Consider the following 19,845-nt stretch of genomic DNA (forward strand, 5'->3'; position numbering starts at 1 on the left):
AACGGCGGCCGTAACTATAACGGTCCTAAGGTAGCGAAATTCCTTGTCGGGTAAGTTCCGACCTGCACGAATGGCGTAATGATGGCCACGCTGTCTCCACCCGAGACTCAGTGAAATTGAAATCGCTGTGAAGATGCAGTGTACCCGCGGCTAGACGGAAAGACCCCGTGAACCTTTACTACAGCTTGGCACTGAACATTGACCCTACATGTGTAGGATAGGTGGGAGGCTTTGAAACCGGTACGCCAGTATCGGCGGAGCCGTCCTTGAAATACCACCCTTGTAGTGTTGATGTTCTAACTTAGACCCGTTATCCGGGTTGAGGACAGTGCCTGGTGGGTAGTTTGACTGGGGCGGTCTCCTCCCAAAGAGTAACGGAGGAGCACGAAGGTGGGCTAATCACGGTTGGACATCGTGAGGTTAGTGCAATGGCATAAGCCCGCTTGACTGCGAGAATGACAATTCGAGCAGGTGCGAAAGCAGGTCATAGTGATCCGGTGGTTCTGTATGGAAGGGCCATCGCTCAACGGATAAAAGGTACTCCGGGGATAACAGGCTGATACCGCCCAAGAGTTCATATCGACGGCGGTGTTTGGCACCTCGATGTCGGCTCATCACATCCTGGGGCTGAAGTCGGTCCCAAGGGTATGGCTGTTCGCCATTTAAAGTGGTACGCGAGCTGGGTTTAGAACGTCGTGAGACAGTTCGGTCCCTATCTGCCGTGGGCGTTGGAAGATTGAAGGGGGCTGCTCCTAGTACGAGAGGACCGGAGTGGACGAACCTCTGGTGTTCGGGTTGTGTCGCCAGACGCATTGCCCGGTAGCTAAGTTCGGAATCGATAACCGCTGAAAGCATCTAAGCGGGAAGCGAGCCCTGAGATGAGTCTTCCCTGACCCCTTGAGGGTCCTAAAGGGTTGTTCGAGACTAGAACGTTGATAGGCAGGGTGTGTAAGCGTTGTGAGGCGTTGAGCTAACCTGTACTAATTGCCCGTGAGGCTTAACCATACAACACCCAAAGGGTTTTGATGGACTCAAAGCAAGAACTTTGAATGTGTAACTACAGAACTTAATAACAGCTTTCCGAATTAAAGAATTTGCTTGGCGACCATAGCGATTTGGACCCACCTGATTCCATGCCGAACTCAGAAGTGAAACGAATTAGCGCCGATGGTAGTGTGGGGCTTCCCCATGTGAGAGTAGGACATCGCCAGGCTTTAAATTTAGACTTTAGGTCTAACCAGTGCGGAGCGGTAGTTCAGTTGGTTAGAATACCGGCCTGTCACGCCGGGGGTCGCGGGTTCGAGTCCCGTCCGCTCCGCCACTTATTCCAGACCTCAGCAGCAATGCTGAGGTCTTTTTGTATCTACGGGATTATTTTGGTCTGCGACCAACGAGTCCCGCTTGCCCGCAAGCCCGGCCGACCCGCCACTTATTAAGAAAGCCTAGTCTTACGACTAGGCTTTCGTCGTTTTGGAAGCCCGTTGCTATCGCAACGGGCTTCTTGCTTTTATGGGAGAGATGGAACGGACTGCGTCCTCGGGAACGCTTCGCTATAGATGCGAGAACAGGCTTCGCCCTACGAGAGGTAACTGTTGAAATTAAGTTGGTAGAGCCGATGATTTAGAAGGTGTTGACAGCACTCGTCTCCTAAAAGACACAATTTTCCAGTTCTCCAGTTCTCCAGTTCTCCAGTTCTCCAGTTCTCCAGTTCTCCAGTTCTCCAGTTCTCCAGTTCTCCAGTTCTCCAGTTCTCCAGTTCTCCAGTTCTCCAGTTCTCCAGTTCTCCAGTTCTCCAGTTCTCCAGTTCTCCAGTTCTCCAGTTCTCCAGTTCTCCAGTTCTCCAGTTCTCCAGTTCTCCGTAGGACGAAGTCCGTTCCCGCCTCCTGCTCTTTACCAAACAAAAAAGGCCAGCAGCAGCTGACCTTCTATGATTTTGATGTTCACCTATTAAAGAATGATATCTCTTACTTCAGGATCTTTACGCTCAAGGTAGTGAGTCGATTTAATACGACGAATAGTACGGCATCGACCACGGATTAACAGAGTTTCAGTCGTAGCGATATTACCTTGGCGAGAGATACCTTCAAGTAGGTCTCCTTTAGTAATGCCAGTTGCAGAGAATACAACGTTATCGCTACGTGCCATGTCTTCCATCTTAAGTACGACATTCGCTTTCACGCCCATTTCTTCGCAGCGTTTAAGCTCTGCAGCGCCATAGATGCGGTTTTCTTCACTATCACCTTTCACTTCATGGCGAGGTAGTAGTTGACCATGCATATCACCGTCTAAAGCGCGAATGACAGCTGCTGAAACAACACCTTCAGGAGCGCCACCGATACAGTACATGACGTCGACTTCGCTATCAGGCATACAAGTTAGAATAGACGCAGCAACATCGCCATCTGGCACAGCAAAGACGCGAACACCCATTGCCTGCATTTCTGCGATAACCTCATCGTGACGAGGCTTTGCTAAGGTAATGACCACAAGTGTATCTAGAGTCTTGTTCAGCGCTTGCGCGATGTTCTCTAGGTTTTCTTTGAGGGGTTTATTGAGGTCAATACAGCCTTTTGCACCAGGGCCAACAACTAACTTCTCCATGTACATGTCTGGAGCTTTAAGGAAGCTGCCTTTTTCACCGGCAGCTAGCACTGCTAAAGCATTAGATTGACCCATTGCAGTCATACGCGTGCCTTCAATAGGATCGACGGCGATGTCTACTTCGTCTCCACCAATACCTACGTTTTCACCAATGTACAGCATTGGCGCATCGTCGATTTCGCCCTCACCGATCACGATCTCTCCACTGATCTCGGTTTTATTAAGTAAGCTGCGCATGACTTCAACAGCAGCGCCATCTGCTGCGTTCTTATCGCCGCGGCCAAGCCACTTGTAACCTGCTAAAGCTGCACCCTCGGTAACTCGAGAAAATGACATTGCTAAATCGCGTTTCATGAAGACTCCAAAGTGTTAGGAAAGAGAGAAAAACAAAAACGGCAGGATCTTATCATATCAGAAAGGAAACGTTTGCCTTTTTGCTCGAACAGCCATTGAACTGGATCAATCTAACAGGTTAAATTAACAAATAGATGTCGCTCGCTTGAGGGATGTAAGGCCGTTGTCAATTTACGCTGTTTTTTTAATCGAATGGCAAAAAAACTACAATATAGGGCGTGTTTATCCGCTCTCGGCTGAGTAGAATGGTTGCAAATGGTTTTGGAACATAGGTGACCGAAACCTTCTCCGAATAATAGATAGGTAGGCTAAGATGTCTTTTGAAGTATTAGAACAACTAGAAGCAAAAATCCAAACTGCAGTAGATACAATTGCTCTTCTACAAATGGAAGTTGAAGAACTGAAAGAAGAGAAAGAAAAGCTAGCAACTGAAGCAAACGAACTACGTAGCAATCGTGAAGAGCTAGAACAAAAAGCTCAGCAAATGCAGCAAGAGCACTCTGCTTGGCAAGAGCGCATCCGTAGCCTACTTGGCAAAATGGATGAAGTAGAGTAATCACTACTCGAATAAAAAAGGCTGAACTCAGGTTCAGCCTTTTTGCTTTCTATGTACAAAAATGACCAAGCAATAATTGGTCATTTTTGAATATTGCCTATGCTTTAGGGCGAACGCCTAAAGTGTGGCACAGGGCGTAAGTCATTTCCGCACGGTTTAGAGTGTAGAAATGGAAATCCTTAACCCCTTCACGACTCAATGTACGCACCATATCAATCGCTTGGCTTGCTCCAACTAGCTGCCTTGTCGTTGGATCATCGTCCAAACCTTCAAACTGCTTAGCCATCCATCCCGGAACTTTAACGTTGTTCTGCGCTGCAAAGCGAGAAGCTTGCTTGAAATTCGAAACAGGTAAAATACCAGGAACAATTTCAACATCAATTCCTGCCGCCACGCAGCGGTCACGGAATCGCAAGTAACTCTCTACGTCAAAGAAGAACTGAGTGATAGCTCGGTTCGCACCTGCATCTACCTTACGTTTTAGGTTAAGTAGGTCAGCTTGAGCGCTTTTTGCTTCTGGGTGAACTTCAGGGAAAGCCGCCACTGAGATATCGAAGTCATGACGCTCTTTTAGTAGCGTGACGAGATCAGAAGCATACATTTCAGGCTTACCACCACCTGGGGGAATATCACCACGCAGCGCGACAATACTTTGAATACCATTTGCCCAGTAGTCATCGGCGATTTGGATAAGCTCTTCGCGTGAGGCATCTATACAGGTTAAGTGCGGTGCGGCAACCAGACCTGTTTGATCTTTGATCTCTTTGATAATCGAGTGTGTTCTATCTCGCTCACCGGAGTTAGCACCATAGGTAACCGAAACAAATTTTGGTTGTAGAGTCTTAAGGCGGTGCACAGAGTTCCAAAGTGTTTCTTCCATCCTTTCGCTACTAGGTGGAAAAAACTCGAATGACACGTTGATATTGTCAGATAGTTCAGCGATATTTTGATTTAAGGCGTCGATATGACTCGCGTGCGTGTATCCCATCTTACTCTCCCTGTGGCCACTCCGTGCCATAAAACTCTAAAATTTCAAATCGACGTTTAGACGTCTATATGTCTACAGAATGTAATGAATACGATTTAATGTCAATAATGTGATTATGAATATTTTTCAACTTAACCATGAGCTGACTTCAAGTTTAGTTGAATTAAATTGATGCAGGCTTGAAAGAGAATAGAGTAAAAAGGCGCTGAGGAGATCAGCGCCTTTGTGAGTTAGATTAAACTTGAGAGGAGGTTCAAATCAGATTGAATCGCACCTGCGGTGACTTCTTTGCCTGCGCCTGGGCCTCTAATAACAAGCGGGTTATCTTTATACCACTTACTCTCGATAGCGAATATATTGTCACATGGCAGCAAGTTCGCTAAAGCATGTTCTTTGCTTAGAGCTTCAACACCTACCGTTGCGGTGCCATTTTTCTCTAATCTTGCGACATAGCGAAGCACTTTATCTTCGCGCTGAGCTTTCTCAAGGCGTTCTGCGAGCAGTTCGCTTAATAGTGCACTCCTATCAAGAAATTCATCTAGAGATAGCTCTGCGAGCTCTGTAGGCACCAAACTTTCAACTTTTACCGCTTCTGGCTCCAATGCAAGGCCTGACTCGCGCGCGAGGATGACGAGTTTACGCATAACGTCTGAACCGTCTAAGTCACTGCGCGGGTCGGGTTCAGTTAAACCTTGTTGCCACGCTAGGTCTACCAGCTCGGCGAAAGGAACACTGCCATCGTATTGCTGGAATAGCCACGAGAGGGTGCCTGAGAAAATACCTGATAATGCGATAATGTCATCGCCGCTTTCTCGTAGGTCTCGAACTGTGTGGTTAATTGGCAGCCCTGCACCAACGGTAGCGTTGTAAAGCCAGTGACGATTGATCTTTGCGAAGGCGTCTTGAACCTGATGGTAGTATTGGCTAGAAGCTGACCCCGCGACTTTATTTGCCGAGATCAAGTGCATGCCTTGCTCCGCAATTTCTAAGTAGCGTTGGGCTAAGGTTTGACTGGCAGTCACATCCAACACAACAAGATCATCATAGCCTTGAATAGCACCGAGTTTTTCAATCCAGTCGTTTCCTTCGTGGCTAATCGCTTCGTCATCGAAATGAACACCAACTTGGCTTGCATCAATTCCTTTCGGGTCGAACCAATAAGTTTGGCTATCAATCACAGCCACTAACTCAAAGTTCATACCATGACGCTTTTCAAGTTCGCTCTTTTGCTCGGTGAACAGTTCTAACCAGCTTGAGCCGATATTGCCTTTACCACACAGGGCAATAGCGACACGTTTCTGGGCTTGGAACAATTGGCTATGAATAGCTTTAACTAAGGGTTTTGTATCGGTTGTGCGTAAAACGGCAACTAAGCTAAGCCCGGACAATGATTCTGAAATAAACTCGACAGGTGAAGATTTCAGTTGCTGGTAGAAACCATAGCAGTGGTTGGCATTCTTGGTTACGCCAGCACCTACCGCGGCTACCATCGAATAACCTTCTTTAAGCTTAATCTCCGCTTCAATTGCTGCGTCTTGTAGATACTCTAAAGCGCCACCCACTATTTCACTTGTATAAGCGAGACGTAAGCAATGTTGGTCTGCTTGAGCTTCATAAGTCAGTGGTTCAAGCTGCGCTCGCTTGAGGCTTGCAAGTACCTCATTTTCGACTCGTTGGAAATCATGACCAGAGGTGAAATTGAGTTGAATTAATAGCACTTCATCTAGTGATGAGATGATTTTTGCACCGCGACCAGAGGCAAGCACACGTTCTATGCGTGTAGAACCAGATTCTGGTTGGTAGCTGCAACGAAGATGTAGATCCATCGCACTTTGAGCGACGGGTTGTAACGTACGGCTATGCAGTACAGGGGCAGCAAGTCTTGCAAGCTCACTGGCTTCATCTAAGCGTAACAACGGTAGAAGACAGGCATCGGATACTAATCTTGGGTCTGCACTGTATACACCTGCTACGTCACTCCAGATGGTTACGCGTTTCGCTTCTGCCAGCGCGCCGATAACGGTTGCTGAATAGTCAGAACCATTACGCCCTAGTAACACGGTATGCCCTTGGCTATCTTGAGCCATAAAGCCAGTGATCACCACTCTATGGTGAGCGTGTTGTACCAATACTTCTTTAGTTAGCGGGTAAGAAGCACCAAAGTCGACTTCAGGCTGAGTACCCGCTTCAGCACGTAAAAATGCGCGAGCATCCTGAGCCACAGCAGGTAGGGAGTGTTGATTGAGCAGCGCTGCCAATAGGCGTGAAGACCAAACTTCGCCATGACCTAAAACAGCTGCTTTCTCTGCTTCGTTGAGTGGATAAGTCAACTCGCCCAAGGTGCTGAACTCATCATTTAAAGTAGCGAGTAGCTGCTGTTTTACTTCTCCCTCAATAAGCGTTTCAATCAGCTCGGTTTGAAACTGGCGTAGTGCTTGGAGTTCTTTATGAGCAATACGGCCATCTTTATTGAGGGCTTCGAGAAATGCAATCAAACGGTTGGTCGTTTTACCTGCGGCTGAAACAACAATCAGATCTTCTGATTGTGAATATTCTTTTAAGATACCGACGACGCGGCGGTAGCATTCAGGATCGGCTAGGCTGCTTCCGCCAAACTTATGGAGTTGAGGTTGAGTAGACATTAGAAGGCTTCCTTAGCTTTTGCGAAAGCTTGTTCAAGGTCAGCAATTAAATCTTCTGCATCTTCAAGCCCAACCGACAGGCGCAGCAGTTGTTGAGAAACGCCAGCCTCTGCAAGTGCTTCTTCTCCCATTGCTCGGTGCGTCATTGACGCTGGGTGACAGATTAGGCTCTCTACACCGCCAAGAGATTCTGCAAGGGAAAACAGTTCTAGTTCACCAACAAAGAATTTAAGTTGTTCAAAGCTACCTGCGAATTCAAAGCTGAGCATAGACCCAAAGCCAGTTTGCTGCTTTTTAGCAATCTCATGGCCTGGGTGTTCAGGTAGGCTAGGGTGATAGATATTACCGACTAAATCTTGGGTCTGTAAGAAGCCTAAAATTTGTCGAGAGCTTTCTTCATGTACCTTCATTCGCGCCCCCAGAGTTCGGATGCCGCGTAATGTCATATAGCTATCAAATGGTGTGCCTGTCGCACCAATACAGTTACCCCACCAAGCGAGCTCTTCCGCGTGTTCTTCTGTTTTGGTAATGACAACACCACCAATAACATCAGAGTGACCATTGATATACTTAGTGGTTGAGTGAATAACAAAGTCGGCGCCAAGGTCTAAAGGCTTTTGGAACACGGGTGTCAAAAAGGTATTGTCGACAGCCACTAGAGCGCCAACTTGTTTGGCTTTCTCACATACGTCTGCGATGTCGACGACACGAACTAGCGGGTTAGATGGTGTTTCCAATAGGATCAGTTTAGGCTTTTTAGCTAGGGCTTCAGCAAAGGCTTGCTCGTTAGATTGATCAACAAATAGAACTTTGAAATCACCTTTATTTGCACGGGTATTGAATAGACGGTAAGTACCACCGTAGCAATCGTGAGGTGCGATGATAAGGTCATCTGGGCCAAGGAAAGCGGATACCCATAGATTCAGCGCTGAAGTACCACAATTGGTCACGACCGCGCCTTTACCTGACTCAAGTTCAAATAGAGCAGTTTCGAGTAGCCCGCGGTTTGGGTTGCCTGAGCGGGTGTAATCGTACTTTGGTACATCACCAAAGGCTGGGAAGCCATAATTCGTCGAGAGGTAAATAGGTGGAACAACTGCGTGATGTTGAGTGTCGGACTCGATACCAGTACGTACCGCGATTGTGGCTGGTTTGCGGGTGCTCATAAGTGTTTCCTTTCGAACTTTAGTGACTTCTATTTGGGAATACGCTATACCTTTATCTTGTTAGATATATGTTATTCCAATCCCATGCCTTTCCACTTTACTTATCATTTTTGTGGACGTCAACACTTCTAGACGTCTATATGTCTTTGCTTGTGGCTATAAATACCGCTAAAATTAGGGATTCTATTTTCAACCATAATAAATAACGAAAGGTGCGCAATGGCAGATTGGAATGGCGAATACATTAGCCCATATGCTGAGCATGGAAAGAAAAGCGAACAAGTAAAGAAGATTACAGTTTCTATTCCATTGAAAGTATTAAAGGTTTTGACTGATGAGCGTACTCGCCGCCAGATTAATAACCTGCGCCACGCAACAAACAGCGAGCTATTGTGTGAAGCTTTTTTGCATGCATATACCGGGCAGCCACTGCCGACTGATGAAGATTTACGTAAAGACCGCCCAGACGATCTCCCTGCTGAAGTGAAAAAACTGATGACAGAGATGGGAATTGAGTTCGAATCTTTCGACGAATAATAAAAATAGTCGCACCTAATTTTCGCACGCTGACGAAATTGAATTAAAAAAACCGCTGTCTTAACAGCGGTTTTTTCGTTCTCGAAGAGACTATTTAGCCAATTTACTCGGCCATATAATTTTCTGGCATTTCAATGCGAGCAACACCTGAGTCAACAGCGGCCTGAGCAACGGCTTTAGCAACACGAGGCAATAGTCGTGGATCCATTGGTTTTGGAATGATGTAACCAGGACCAAATGACAGTGCATCAACGCCAGCAGCTGCTAGGACTTCGGCTGGTACTTCTTCTTTCGCTAGTTGGCGAATAGCGTCTACCGCTGCCAGTTTCATCTCATCGTTGATTTCACTTGCGCGTACGTCTAATGCACCGCGGAAGATGAATGGGAAACACAGCACGTTGTTTACTTGGTTAGGGTAATCACTACGACCAGTACCCATGATCAGATCGTTACGTACTTCGTGAGCAAGTTCAGGTTTGATCTCTGGATCTGGGTTAGAACACGCAAAGACCACAGGTTTGTCTGCCATCAACTGAAGAGCTTCTGGTGAGAGTAGGTTAGGGCCTGATACACCAAGGAACAGGTCAGCACCTTCGATAACGTCTTCTAGTGTGCGCTTATCTGTGTTGTTGGCGAATAGTTGTTTGTATTCGTTAAGATCGTCACGACGAGTGTGGATAACACCTTTACGGTCAAGCATGTAGATTTTCTCACGCATCGCGCCACACTTAATCAGTAGCTCCATACATGCTACTGCTGCTGCACCTGCACCGAGACACACAATCGTTGTGTCTTCTAACTTCTTCCCTTGAAGTTCAATGGCATTAAGCATACCTGCTGCGGTAACAATCGCCGTACCGTGCTGGTCATCGTGGAAAACAGGTACATCACAACGCTCAATCAACTGCTTTTCGATTTCGAAACAGTCTGGCGCTTTGATGTCTTCTAAGTTAATACCACCAAAAGTATCGGCGATGTTAGCAACGGTATCGACAAACTCTTCGATAGTACGGTGCTTTACTTCAATATCAATTGAATCTAAACCCGCAAAGCGTTTGAAAAGCAGTGATTTACCTTCCATTACAGGTTTAGATGCAAGAGGACCTAAGTTGCCAAGACCAAGAATCGCCGTACCATTTGAGATAACAGCAACCATGTTGCCTTTTGATGTGTACTTGTAGACGTTGTCAGCGTTTTGTGCGATTTCACGTACAGGCTCTGCCACACCAGGACTATAGGCTAGAGCAAGATCTTTTGCCGTTTCTGCTGGTGTGGTCAGTGCGACTGCAATTTTACCTGGAGTTGGGTAAGCATGATAATCCAAAGCTTGCTGACGAAACTGTTCTTCTGGGGATACTTCTTGGCGATTGTCGTCTGACATAGGTGTAGGTACTCATTAATAATTATATGGAATGGGGAAATCCATTCTAGAGTAACTAAGTCAAGCTGCCTAGGTCAGAATGCGAGCCGAAGCAATAAAAAGTAGTAAATGACTGGAGATAAGACCAGATGAACAGAGATATGGCTAGCGAATATTAAAATTAATAATAGATTACTCTGCAAAATGGATATTGCGTGAGTGACAGATAACAAAAAAGGACGCCTGAGCGTCCTTTTTAGATTCGGCTAAGAAGAAATTACTTCTTGCTTGATAGAGCACCGAAACGCTTGTTGAAGCGATCAACACGGCCGCCTGTATCAACGATACGTTGCTTACCAGTGTAGAATGGGTGACATTTGTCACATACGTCTAGGTGGATAGACTCTTTAGCTAGAGTTGAGTTGAACTCAAAAGAGTTACCGCAAGAACAAGTCGCTTTTACTGCTTTGTATTCTGGGTGGATACCAGCTTTCATGGGAGAACCTCTAAATATAGGCCGTGTCGCTATCCGATTCTAAGCCGGACACCACACGTAGTTAATAAAAAACCTTTTCGGATACCGCTGCTGTAAAGCTAGCCATATCACTAAGGCGCGATATAGTAATGAATACCTGACTTAGGATCAACCAGTTTAGATCCGAAATCGCTACTTTTTTAGCCTAAGTTATTCTTCAGGCTTGAATTGCGCTCTCTTTCCACTGCTAGGCTTTTCCCTTAGACTAACTCACGTAACCTTTCATTTAGCTGTATAGCCTATTATGCGACCAACAATTGCGCGCGTGGCATTGCCTGTGCCTCTCGATAAACAGTTTGATTATCAGATTCCCAACCACCTATTTCCTATCATTGGTGGGCGTGTCTCTGTCCCTTTTGGTCGTCAAACTCTGGTTGGCATTGTCACTGCGCTGGTGAATGAGTCAGAGTTCAGCCTAGATAAGCTTAAGCCGATCAAGCTCGTGTTGGATAGCCAGCCTGTGTGGCCAGAAAAGCTCTACTCCTTGCTATTTTGGTGCAGTCAGTTTTATCAGTATCCGCTTGGTGACACTTTGTTTAATGCCATGCCGAGTGCGCTGAGAAAAGGTAAAGACGCCGATTTCGCGACGCTGGTGGAATGGCAGCTCACCGCAAGTGGTCGAGACCAACTGATGATAGGTTTCGGCCGCGCGGTTAAACAAGCCAAAGTGATGCATATGCTGGAGTCAGGCTCGATTTCGCATCAACGTTTTGTCGATGAAGAGATCAGTTCATCTGTACTAAAGACCTTGGCAGAAAAAGGCTGGATTGAATCGATAGAGAAAAGACCAGTGATTCGTGAGTGGAAACACGACGTTGAAGCTGATGTCGATAAGCCAAAGCTAAACTCTGAGCAGGCAGTGGCGATTGCGACGGTTAATAGCAATGAAGGTTTCGCTTGTTACCTGCTAGAAGGGGTAACGGGTTCTGGTAAAACGGAAGTGTACCTCAACCTGATTAAACCTGCGCTTGAGCAAGGCAAACAAGCGTTAGTTCTTGTGCCTGAAATAGGTTTAACGCCGCAAACCATTAACCGATTTAGGAAACGCTTTAATGTTCCGGTTGAGGTAGTGCACTCGGGTTTAAATGATACAGAGCGACTTAATGCTTGGCTTAGTGCGCGTGATAACGCCGCTGGCATTGTGATTGGTACTCGCTCTGCACTGCTCACGCCTTTTGCCAATCTTGGCATTATTATCGTTGATGAAGAGCATGATGCTTCGTACAAGCAGCAGGATAGTCTGCGCTACCATGCGCGTGATGTGGCGGTGATGCGTGCTAACAAAGAGCAGATCCCAATTGTGCTTGGCTCAGCCACGCCAGCTTTAGAAACTCTACATAACGCCTTAAGTGGCAAGTACCATCATCTAGTGCTTTCTTCTCGTGCGGGAGCGGCGACGCCAACAACCAACAAAGTGCTAGATGTTAAAGGGCTATACCTAGAGAGTGGTCTTTCTGCGCCACTCATCGCCGAAATGCGTCGCCATTTAAAGGCAGGCAACCAAGTGATGCTGTTTTTAAACCGACGCGGTTTTTCTCCGGCATTGATGTGTCATGAATGCGGCTGGATTGCGGAATGTAAACGTTGTGATGCTTATTATACCTATCACCAGAACAGCAATGAAATTCGCTGCCACCATTGCGGCTCCCAACAACCGATTATTCATCAATGTCAGGGTTGTGGTTCAACGCACTTGGTAACAGTAGGTGTTGGAACTGAGCAGTTAGAAAAACAGCTTGCTGAGCTTTTTCCAGAGTTTAAAACCATCCGTATTGATCGAGACAGCACGCGTCGAAAAGGCAGCCTAGAGACTGCGTTAGGGGCGATTCGTAATGGTGAGTATCAAATTTTGATTGGTACGCAAATGTTGGCCAAAGGTCATCACTTCCCAGACGTGACTCTAGTGGCACTATTAGATGTGGATGGTTCTCTTTATAGCAGTGATTTCCGAGCGTCCGAGCGTCTAGCACAACTGTTTATACAGGTAGCGGGACGAGCAGGACGCGCAAGCAAGCCGGGAGAGGTGGTGCTGCAAACCCACCACCCAGAACATAGCCTACTGCAAGCGTTATTAACTAAGAGTTATCGCCACTTTGCAGAAACAGCGTTACAAGAGAGAAAGCTAGCGCAGTTACCACCGTATTCGTTTCTGACTCTGTTTAAGGCTGAAGCGAATCATTCTCAGCCAGTCGAGGAGTTTTTACGCCAGGTCCGTCATACGCTAGAGGCGCATCCTCTGTTTGATGATCATTGCCAAGTACTTGGACCGACGCCAGCACCGCTAGCAAAACGCGCTGGTAAGTATCGTTGGCAGCTTCTACTGCAAACACAAAGTCGCCCCGTAATGCAAAAGCTACTTGCAAGCGCTAAGCCTGCAATCCAAATGTTGCCGAATGCGAAGAAAGTGCGTTGGAGCTTAGACATTGAGCCTCAGGATCTGAGTTAACGGTGTGAAAACCTACCCTAGTTTTTGATACTTCGTGCCATTGGAGGCTATTGAGTTTCTTCACATTCACACCTTTTTCATTTATTTGTGATTCAGATCGCCTATTGACTGCCGATTTTGTTAAATCTCCCGTAACTTTGTGTTTTGAAATGAATAAACTAGGTCTTGTGCAATATGTTGCTCTCAGGTCATTGTGTGTGAGTTAAACGTTTGCTCAGTGCAAATAAATGAGAAGATAGGTATTTTAGCCTACAAGTCGACATCAATTTGGCCGTTCAACCGATGAGATGCATTTCAACTAGAGGCTTAGGTGGCGCTTGAGCTGCCAATTTGGAAATGAAGAGGGTTAATTATATATGGCGACAATGAAGGATGTTGCCCAGCTTGCGGGAGTTTCAACAGCGACAGTGTCTAGAGCGCTAATGAATCCAGAAAAGGTATCGTCAGCGACAAGGAAAAGAGTCGAAGATGCTGTTTTAGAAGCTGGTTATTCACCAAACTCGTTAGCGCGTAACTTGCGTCGTAACGAATCAAAAACAATCATCGCAATCATTCCTGATATTTGTGATCCTTACTACACCGAGATCATTCGCGGAATTGAAGATGCGGCAATGGAGCACGGATACATCGTTTTACTTGGTGATAGTGGGCAACAGAAGAAGCGTGAAAGCTCATTTGTAAACCTAGTATTTACTAAGCAAGCGGATGGTATGTTGCTGCTTGGTACAGATCTTCCATTTGACGTTAGTAAACCTGAACAAAAGAACTTACCGCCTATGGTAATGGCTTGTGAGTTTGCACCAGAGTTAGAACTACCCACAGTACATATCGACAACTTGACCTCTGCCTTTGAAGCGGTGAACTACTTAACGCAAATGGGCCACAAGCGAATTGCACAAATCTCTGGCCCTGAAACAGCGGTTCTATGTCAATTCCGTCATCAAGGTTATCAACAAGCGCTGCGACGCGCTGGGATCACCATGAACCCGAATTACTGTACTACCGGTGATTTCACCTTTGAGGCTGGAGCAAAAGCGATCCGTCAACTATTGTCATTGCCAGATGCTCCAACGGCAGTGTTCTGTCATAACGATGCGATGGCCATTGGTGCGATCCAAGAGGCGAAGAAGCTAGGCTTACGTGTTCCTCAAGACCTTTCTATTGTAGGGTTTGATGATATTCACTTTGCTCAATACTGCGATCCGCCGTTAACGACCATTTCTCAGCCTCGTTATGAGATCGGTCGTCAAGCAATGCTTATGATGCTTGAACTGCTACGTGGGCATGATGTTCGCGCTGGTTCGAGGTTGCTTGAAACCAAACTCGTGGTACGTGAAAGCGCTGCGCCACCAAGAGTGCTCTAGATTCTAACCTTTGTAAGCGGCGCATTTTTGATGCGCCGCTTCCATTTCTACTCTGTCATAACTGAGCAATCTGATTTAACATATCGGCAGTGGTAATTGATGGTATTGATGTTTACTAGTGGCGAATCGAGATTACGTAAAAAGAGGCCGTGGCGGAAGTAGCCGTAAGCCTGCAAAGAAAAAGTCTGCCCCGCGACGCAAACCATGGCGAAGTGGTTTACTTGCCATTTTATTGGCGAGTGTATTTGGCTATGGGTTGTATGTTCTAAGTAACGATCCAGAGCCGCCTGCACCTGTTGCAGAGCCGGTAAAATCTAAGCCTAAACCAAAGCCACAAGCGAAGCTGCCACCTCCTCCAGAAGAGAAGTGGGATTACGTCGATACCTTGCCAAGCCGTGAAGTTGAGGTAAAAGCGAAAGAACAGGTCGTTTCGGAAATCCCATACATTATGCAGTGTGGCGCTTACAAAACCGCTCAGCAAGCTGAAACACGTAAACTGGATATCGCATTCCAAGGTATCAACAGCAAAATTCGTAAAAAGGAAGGCAGCAGTTGGTACCGTGTCGTTCTAGGTCCATACAAGTTTAAGCGTGATGCTGAACGCGATAAGCATAAACTTCAGCGCGCCAAAATCGAGCCTTGTGCAATCTGGAAAGAAGCGCAATAAAGATATTAAAAGCGAACCCTGATGGGTTCGTTTTTTTTGTGTGGATAGCTGGAGCGGGCTTCGCCCTTCTAGATAGTTAGGTTGACTCCTTATTGAAGTGCGGCTCAACGTTAGTTATCCAGTTATCCAGTTATCCAGTTATCCAGTTATCCAGTTATCCAGTTATCCAGTTATCCAGTTATCCAGTTATCCAAAATGAAAAAGGATTGAAGCAATACGTCAGTCCTTCAAGATTCTCTAGCTCTCTAGCTCTCTAGCTCTCTAGCTCTCTAGCTCCATTACCCCTTGAATTCCTCTCGCTATAACCTCATATAATCCTTAACACTAAGATTAAAACAACTATGAGGCCCTACTCGTGACTACCATTGTATCTGTACGTCGTAACAACAAAGTCGTCATCGCTGGTGATGGACAAGTATCTCTGGGTAACACAGTAATGAAGGGTAATGCTCGTAAAGTGCGTCGCCTGTATAACAATAAGGTGCTCGCTGGCTTTGCTGGTGGTACGGCAGATGCCTTCACGCTGTTTGAAAAGTTTGAAAGTAAACTGCAAATGCACCAAGGTCACCTGACTAAGGCGGCAGTAGAGTTAGCTAAAGACTGGCGTAGTGACCGTGCTTTACGTAAGTTAGAAGCACTGTTGGCAGTCGCTGATGAAACTGCATCATTGATCATTACTGGTAACGGTGATGTGGTACAGCCTGAAAACGATCTGATTGCCATTGGATCTGGCGGTAACTTTGCCCAAGCTGCGGCTACTGCACTATTAGAAAATACCGAATTAGATGCACGTGAAGTTGCAGAAAAATCACTCAAAATCGCGGGTGATATCTGTGTGTTCACCAACCATCACCACACTATCGAAGAACTAGAAATCCCAGCCGCTCAAGCTGAGTAAACGGCTGAACAAGCAAAGATAGTGGCTATAAGAATTTAAGGAAACTGACTATGTCTGAAATGACTCCCCGCGAAATTGTCCATGAACTGAACCGCCATATTATCGGCCAAGAGAACGCAAAGCGCTCAGTGGCGATTGCGCTGCGTAACCGTTGGCGCCGTATGCAGCTTGAAGAGAGCTTGCGTGTTGAAGTGACACCAAAAAACATTCTAATGATTGGTCCTACTGGTGTCGGTAAAACTGAAATTGCTCGCCGCCTAGCGAAACTGGCGAATGCACCGTTTATCAAGGTTGAAGCGACTAAGTTTACTGAGGTCGGTTATGTTGGTAAGGAAGTGGAAACGATTATCCGTGACCTTACTGATGTTGCAATTAAGATGACTCATCAACAAGCGATGGAAAAAGTAAAGTTCCGTGCTGAAGAGCAAGCTGAAGAACGTATTCTTGATGCTCTGCTACCGCCAGCTCGCGATGCTTGGGGTCAAAACGAGCAGCAAGATGATAGCGCTTCTAATACACGTCAAATCTTCCGCAAGAAGCTTCGTGAAGGCAAGTTAGACGACAAAGAGATCGAAATCGATGTTGCGGCTCCGCAAATGGGTGTCGAGATCATGGCTCCTCCGGGCATGGAAGAGATGACTAACCAACTTCAAGGTATGTTCCAAAACCTAGCGGGCGATACTAAGAAGAAGCGTAAACTGAAGATCAAAGATGCCTTCAAAGCATTGACCGAAGAAGAAGCAGCTAAGCTTGTGAACCAAGAAGAGCTGAAAGAGCAGGCGATCTTTAACGTTGAGAATAACGGTATCGTGTTTATCGATGAGATCGATAAGATTTGTAAGCGTGGCGAAAGTTCTGGCCCTGATGTCTCTCGTGAAGGTGTGCAACGTGACCTACTACCACTGATTGAAGGTAGCACAGTTTCAACTAAGCACGGCATGGTGAAAACAGACCACATTCTATTTGTTGCGTCAGGGGCATTCCAAGTGGCTAAGCCATCGGATCTTATCCCTGAGCTGCAAGGTCGACTACCGATCCGTGTCGAACTAGAAGCGCTTTCAAGTCATGATTTCAAACGTATCCTGACTGAGCCTAAAGCATCACTGACAGAGCAATACGTTGCGCTAATGAAGACAGAAGATGTCGATGTTGAGTTTACTGAAGATGGTATCACTCAAATCGCAGAAGCGGCTTGGACAGTGAATGAGACAACAGAAAACATTGGTGCTCGCCGCTTACACACAGTAATGGAGCGCCTGATGGATGAGATTTCATTCGAAGCCACAGACAAGTCTGGTTCTAAGTTGACCATTGATGCTGCGTACGTGAAAGGTAAACTAGGCGATACTATTGAAGATGAAGATCTAAGCCGCTTTATTCTTTAGATCACCAATAGCTTGTTTAGCCCGCTCAATACGAGCGGGCTTTTTTATATCTAACTCTATGTTTGAATGAGTATTCTCTCTTATCGCTGTTCGAGGTTTGAGCGTATAAGCTGCTGCATCTACCCCGGGCTTGTATATAAAAGCATCGACTTGAGGTGTCAATTTAGTTTTATTGTCTGTATGATGGCGCGCTTTTATGACCGTCCTCACATTCTAATGCAACTGTTGAGGTAAATTCGTCTACCCGAGTTATTCGGGCAGCAAAAGCGAGACTTACATGTCTAGAGCCAGTTTGGCAGCAGGCGACCCCTGCACATCTAATGTCGATGATTCGACCTCTTCATATTCTCTATCGAATAAATCCAAAATTGCCGCTCAGCTTGAGCTTTCAAATCCAGTGTTATGGCTCAGCGGTGGTTTTCTTACATTGTTTGTCTTGCTCGCGCTGCTGGACGCCCAACTGCTCACCTCGCTAGTGAACAGTGGTTTTGGCTACGCGACCCAGTACTTTGGTGGCTACTGGCAAATGTTGATGCTGGCCAACTTTGCGATTGGGCTTTATCTCGCGCTTGGTCAAACAGGCTATGTTCGTCTTGGTGGATTGCCAGCACCTGAGGTCGGTACTTTTAAATGGTTGTCGATTTTGCTCTGTACTTTATTAGCTGGCGGTGGTGTGTTTTGGGCTGCAGCTGAGCCAATTGCGCATTTTGTCTCGGCGCCGCCAATTTTTGGCCAATCTCAACCTCGTGATATGGCGATCAATGCCTTATCACAGTCTTTTATGCATTGGGGCTTTCTTGCTTGGGCGATCTTAGGCTCGCTCTCTTCAATCGTATTGATGCACCTTCATTATGACAAAGGGCTACCGCTCAAACCGCGCACCTTGCTCTATCCGATCTTTGGCCAGCGAGTGATTGATGGCAAGCTGGGCAATATAGTGGATGCTTTGAGTATCATCGCGGTTGCCGCGGGAACCATCGGTCCTATTGGCTTTCTAGGCTTACAAATCAGCTATGCAGTTAATGCACTGTTTGGTATTCCCGATGGTCTGATGACGCAAACCTTAGTTGTATTGTTGGCAATGGCCACCTATACCTTGTCAGCGCTAAGCGGTTTGAGCAAAGGTATTCAGATAGTCAGCCGTTACAACATCATCCTTTCATTGGCATTAGTCGTCTTTATCCTGCTTGCCGGGCCAACTAGCTTTATCATCGATGGCTATATTCAAGGTGTGGGTAATCTGGCAGACAACTTTGTCGCCATGGCGCTCTATCGCGGTGATACAAACTGGCTGAGCTGGTGGACGGTGTTTTTCTGGGGGTGGTTCATCGGTTATGCGCCTATGATGGCGATCTTTATCGCGCGAATTTCCCGTGGCCGTACCATTCGCCAATTGATTTTAGCGATCAGCGTTGCTGCACCTTTGATTACTTGCTTCTGGTTTAGCATTGTCGGTGGCAGTGGTTTAGCATTTGAATTGGCTAACCCGGGCAGTATGAAAGCAGGCTTTGACGGTTTTAATCTTCCTGGCGCATTGCTAGCCATGACTCAGCAATTGCCTTTTTCTACGCTGATTTCCATTCTATTTTTGATTTTGACCACTACCTTTATCGTCACCACTGGCGATTCAATGACGTATACCATTAGCATGGTCATGACGGGTGACAGTCAACCGAATGCGTTAATTCGCTCATTTTGGGGGCTGGTCATGGGGGTGATTGCGATAGTGCTGATCTCTATGGGGGAAGGTGGTATCTCTGCACTGCAATCTTTTATCGTCATTACCGCTGTGCCTGCTTCGTTTATTATCTTGCCCTCACTGTGGGCGGCACCGCAGTTAGCGCATGAGATGGCCAAGCAACAGAAATTAGTTTGATACCAAGCAGAGATTTATCCCGATTGGTACGATAAAAAAATCCCTCGCTTAGGCGAGGGATTTATCATTAGTGCTAGCTAGATTAAAGCATAAAGATAAAGATCACTGCGAGGGCAGAGATCAAGCCTGCAAATGCATAACAGGCGATTTTGCCAACCAAACCAGTATGGAACTTAAGGTCATGCATACCATGATGGACACGGTGCATTGCATGCCACATCGGTAGCGCTAGCGTACCAATGATAAATAGAGCGCCAATGATGCTTGTTGCAAAATCAACCACTCGCTCGTAGCTTAGGGCTTCCGCATTGATAATGCCCAATGGAGCAAGTACACCTAGAACCAGAATAGTCACAGGGGTAATCATGGCAAACCAAGTACCGCCAGCGCCAAATAACCCCCACCAAATTGGCTCATCAGAACGCTTAGGGGCTCTATCTACAGAAAAGTTAGGTTTCATAGTCATAGCT

At 46.4% G+C, this 19,845-nt stretch carries 16 protein-coding genes, 1 tRNA gene and 2 rRNA genes; 11 read left to right on the plus strand and 8 right to left on the minus strand.

The genetic code is table 11. The features are described from left to right. From AC6R00_RS10930 to AC6R00_RS10940, 3 genes are all read left to right on the plus strand, one after another. Positions 1-1,005 (plus strand): 23S ribosomal RNA (locus AC6R00_RS10930); the annotation flags it as partial. A 92-nt stretch (positions 1,006-1,097) separates the two neighbouring features. After that, a 5S ribosomal RNA gene (gene rrf, locus AC6R00_RS10935) occupies positions 1,098-1,213 on the plus strand. Between the two features lie 31 nt (positions 1,214-1,244). Continuing rightward, positions 1,245-1,321: transfer RNA gene (locus tag AC6R00_RS10940), tRNA-Asp, on the plus strand. Positions 1,322-1,598: 277 nt separating this feature from the next. Here the strand turns inward: AC6R00_RS10940 and AC6R00_RS10945 are convergent. Both AC6R00_RS10945 and glpX read right to left on the minus strand, forming a co-directional pair. Beyond that, positions 1,599-1,901 carry a hypothetical protein gene (locus AC6R00_RS10945; RefSeq protein ID WP_500640429.1) on the minus strand — a complete coding sequence of 101 codons (303 nt, stop codon included), beginning with the start codon at positions 1,899-1,901 and terminating at the stop codon, positions 1,599-1,601. Between the two features lie 46 nt (positions 1,902-1,947). Then, positions 1,948-2,955: a class II fructose-bisphosphatase gene (gene glpX, locus AC6R00_RS10950; RefSeq protein ID WP_500640430.1), complete on the minus strand. Its 1,008-nt coding sequence runs from the start codon at positions 2,953-2,955 to the stop codon at positions 1,948-1,950. A gap of 313 nt (positions 2,956-3,268) precedes the next feature. Here glpX and zapB point away from each other — a divergent pair, with 313 nt between their 5' ends. After that, entirely contained in the window at positions 3,269-3,511 is a 243-nt protein-coding gene (gene zapB, locus AC6R00_RS10955) for a cell division protein ZapB (protein ID WP_171325587.1), read from the plus strand. A gap of 97 nt (positions 3,512-3,608) precedes the next feature. Here zapB and metF read toward each other — a convergent pair whose 3' ends face one another. The 3 genes from metF to AC6R00_RS10970 form a co-directional block, all read right to left on the minus strand. Then, positions 3,609-4,499 carry a methylenetetrahydrofolate reductase gene (metF, locus tag AC6R00_RS10960; RefSeq protein WP_500640431.1) on the minus strand — a complete coding sequence of 297 codons (891 nt, stop codon included), beginning with the start codon at positions 4,497-4,499 and terminating at the stop codon, positions 3,609-3,611. A 230-nt stretch (positions 4,500-4,729) separates the two neighbouring features. Further along, a complete protein-coding gene (locus AC6R00_RS10965) occupies positions 4,730-7,141 on the minus strand; it encodes a bifunctional aspartate kinase/homoserine dehydrogenase II (RefSeq protein ID WP_500640432.1) in 2,412 nt (803 codons plus the stop codon). Next, positions 7,141-8,307, minus strand: a complete 1,167-nt coding sequence (locus tag AC6R00_RS10970) for an O-succinylhomoserine (thiol)-lyase (protein ID WP_486795146.1) — start codon at positions 8,305-8,307, stop codon at positions 7,141-7,143. Before AC6R00_RS10970 ends, AC6R00_RS10965 begins: the two co-directional genes overlap by 1 nt. A gap of 219 nt (positions 8,308-8,526) precedes the next feature. On the opposite strand from AC6R00_RS10970, the gene metJ reads away from it, so the two are divergent. Next, complete coding sequence (metJ, locus tag AC6R00_RS10975; protein WP_004743257.1) at positions 8,527-8,844, plus strand: met regulon transcriptional regulator MetJ; 318 nt, start codon at positions 8,527-8,529, stop codon at positions 8,842-8,844. A 103-nt stretch (positions 8,845-8,947) separates the two neighbouring features. On the opposite strand, the gene AC6R00_RS10980 is transcribed toward metJ, so the two are convergent. Together AC6R00_RS10980 and rpmE are read right to left on the minus strand one after the other, a co-directional pair. Next, positions 8,948-10,225 carry a malic enzyme-like NAD(P)-binding protein gene (locus AC6R00_RS10980; RefSeq protein ID WP_500640433.1) on the minus strand — a complete coding sequence of 426 codons (1,278 nt, stop codon included), beginning with the start codon at positions 10,223-10,225 and terminating at the stop codon, positions 8,948-8,950. Between the two features lie 256 nt (positions 10,226-10,481). Beyond that, positions 10,482-10,700: a 50S ribosomal protein L31 gene (rpmE, locus tag AC6R00_RS10985; RefSeq protein WP_004743259.1), complete on the minus strand. Its 219-nt coding sequence runs from the start codon at positions 10,698-10,700 to the stop codon at positions 10,482-10,484. A 283-nt stretch (positions 10,701-10,983) separates the two neighbouring features. Here rpmE and priA point away from each other — a divergent pair, with 283 nt between their 5' ends. The 6 genes from priA (at position 10,984) to AC6R00_RS11015 (ending at position 19,375) form a co-directional block, all read left to right on the plus strand. Next, a complete protein-coding gene (priA, locus tag AC6R00_RS10990; RefSeq protein WP_500640434.1) occupies positions 10,984-13,185 on the plus strand; it encodes a primosomal protein N' in 2,202 nt (733 codons plus the stop codon). A gap of 356 nt (positions 13,186-13,541) precedes the next feature. Then, positions 13,542-14,549 (plus strand): DNA-binding transcriptional regulator CytR, encoded by a 1,008-nt coding sequence (cytR, locus tag AC6R00_RS10995; RefSeq protein WP_239852794.1) that lies wholly within the window; start codon positions 13,542-13,544, stop codon positions 14,547-14,549. Positions 14,550-14,667: 118 nt separating this feature from the next. Next, complete coding sequence (gene ftsN, locus AC6R00_RS11000) at positions 14,668-15,216, plus strand: cell division protein FtsN (protein ID WP_239852797.1); 549 nt, start codon at positions 14,668-14,670, stop codon at positions 15,214-15,216. 355 nt (positions 15,217-15,571) lie between these two features. Continuing rightward, the gene (hslV, locus tag AC6R00_RS11005; protein ID WP_239827322.1) at positions 15,572-16,114 is read left to right on the plus strand and encodes an ATP-dependent protease subunit HslV; all 543 of its coding nucleotides are present in this window, start codon (positions 15,572-15,574) and stop codon (positions 16,112-16,114) included. 50 nt (positions 16,115-16,164) lie between these two features. Beyond that, entirely contained in the window at positions 16,165-17,499 is a 1,335-nt protein-coding gene (hslU, locus tag AC6R00_RS11010; RefSeq protein WP_004743264.1) for an ATP-dependent protease ATPase subunit HslU, read from the plus strand. A gap of 277 nt (positions 17,500-17,776) precedes the next feature. Then, complete coding sequence (locus tag AC6R00_RS11015) at positions 17,777-19,375, plus strand: BCCT family transporter (protein WP_239827321.1); 1,599 nt, start codon at positions 17,777-17,779, stop codon at positions 19,373-19,375. An 82-nt stretch (positions 19,376-19,457) separates the two neighbouring features. Here AC6R00_RS11015 and frdD read toward each other — a convergent pair whose 3' ends face one another. Then, complete coding sequence (gene frdD, locus AC6R00_RS11020) at positions 19,458-19,835, minus strand: fumarate reductase subunit FrdD (protein WP_069667309.1); 378 nt, start codon at positions 19,833-19,835, stop codon at positions 19,458-19,460. Positions 19,836-19,845 lie beyond the last annotated feature (10 nt).

Source organism: Vibrio sp. R10-SF1-ISO8 (genome assembly GCF_059833805.1).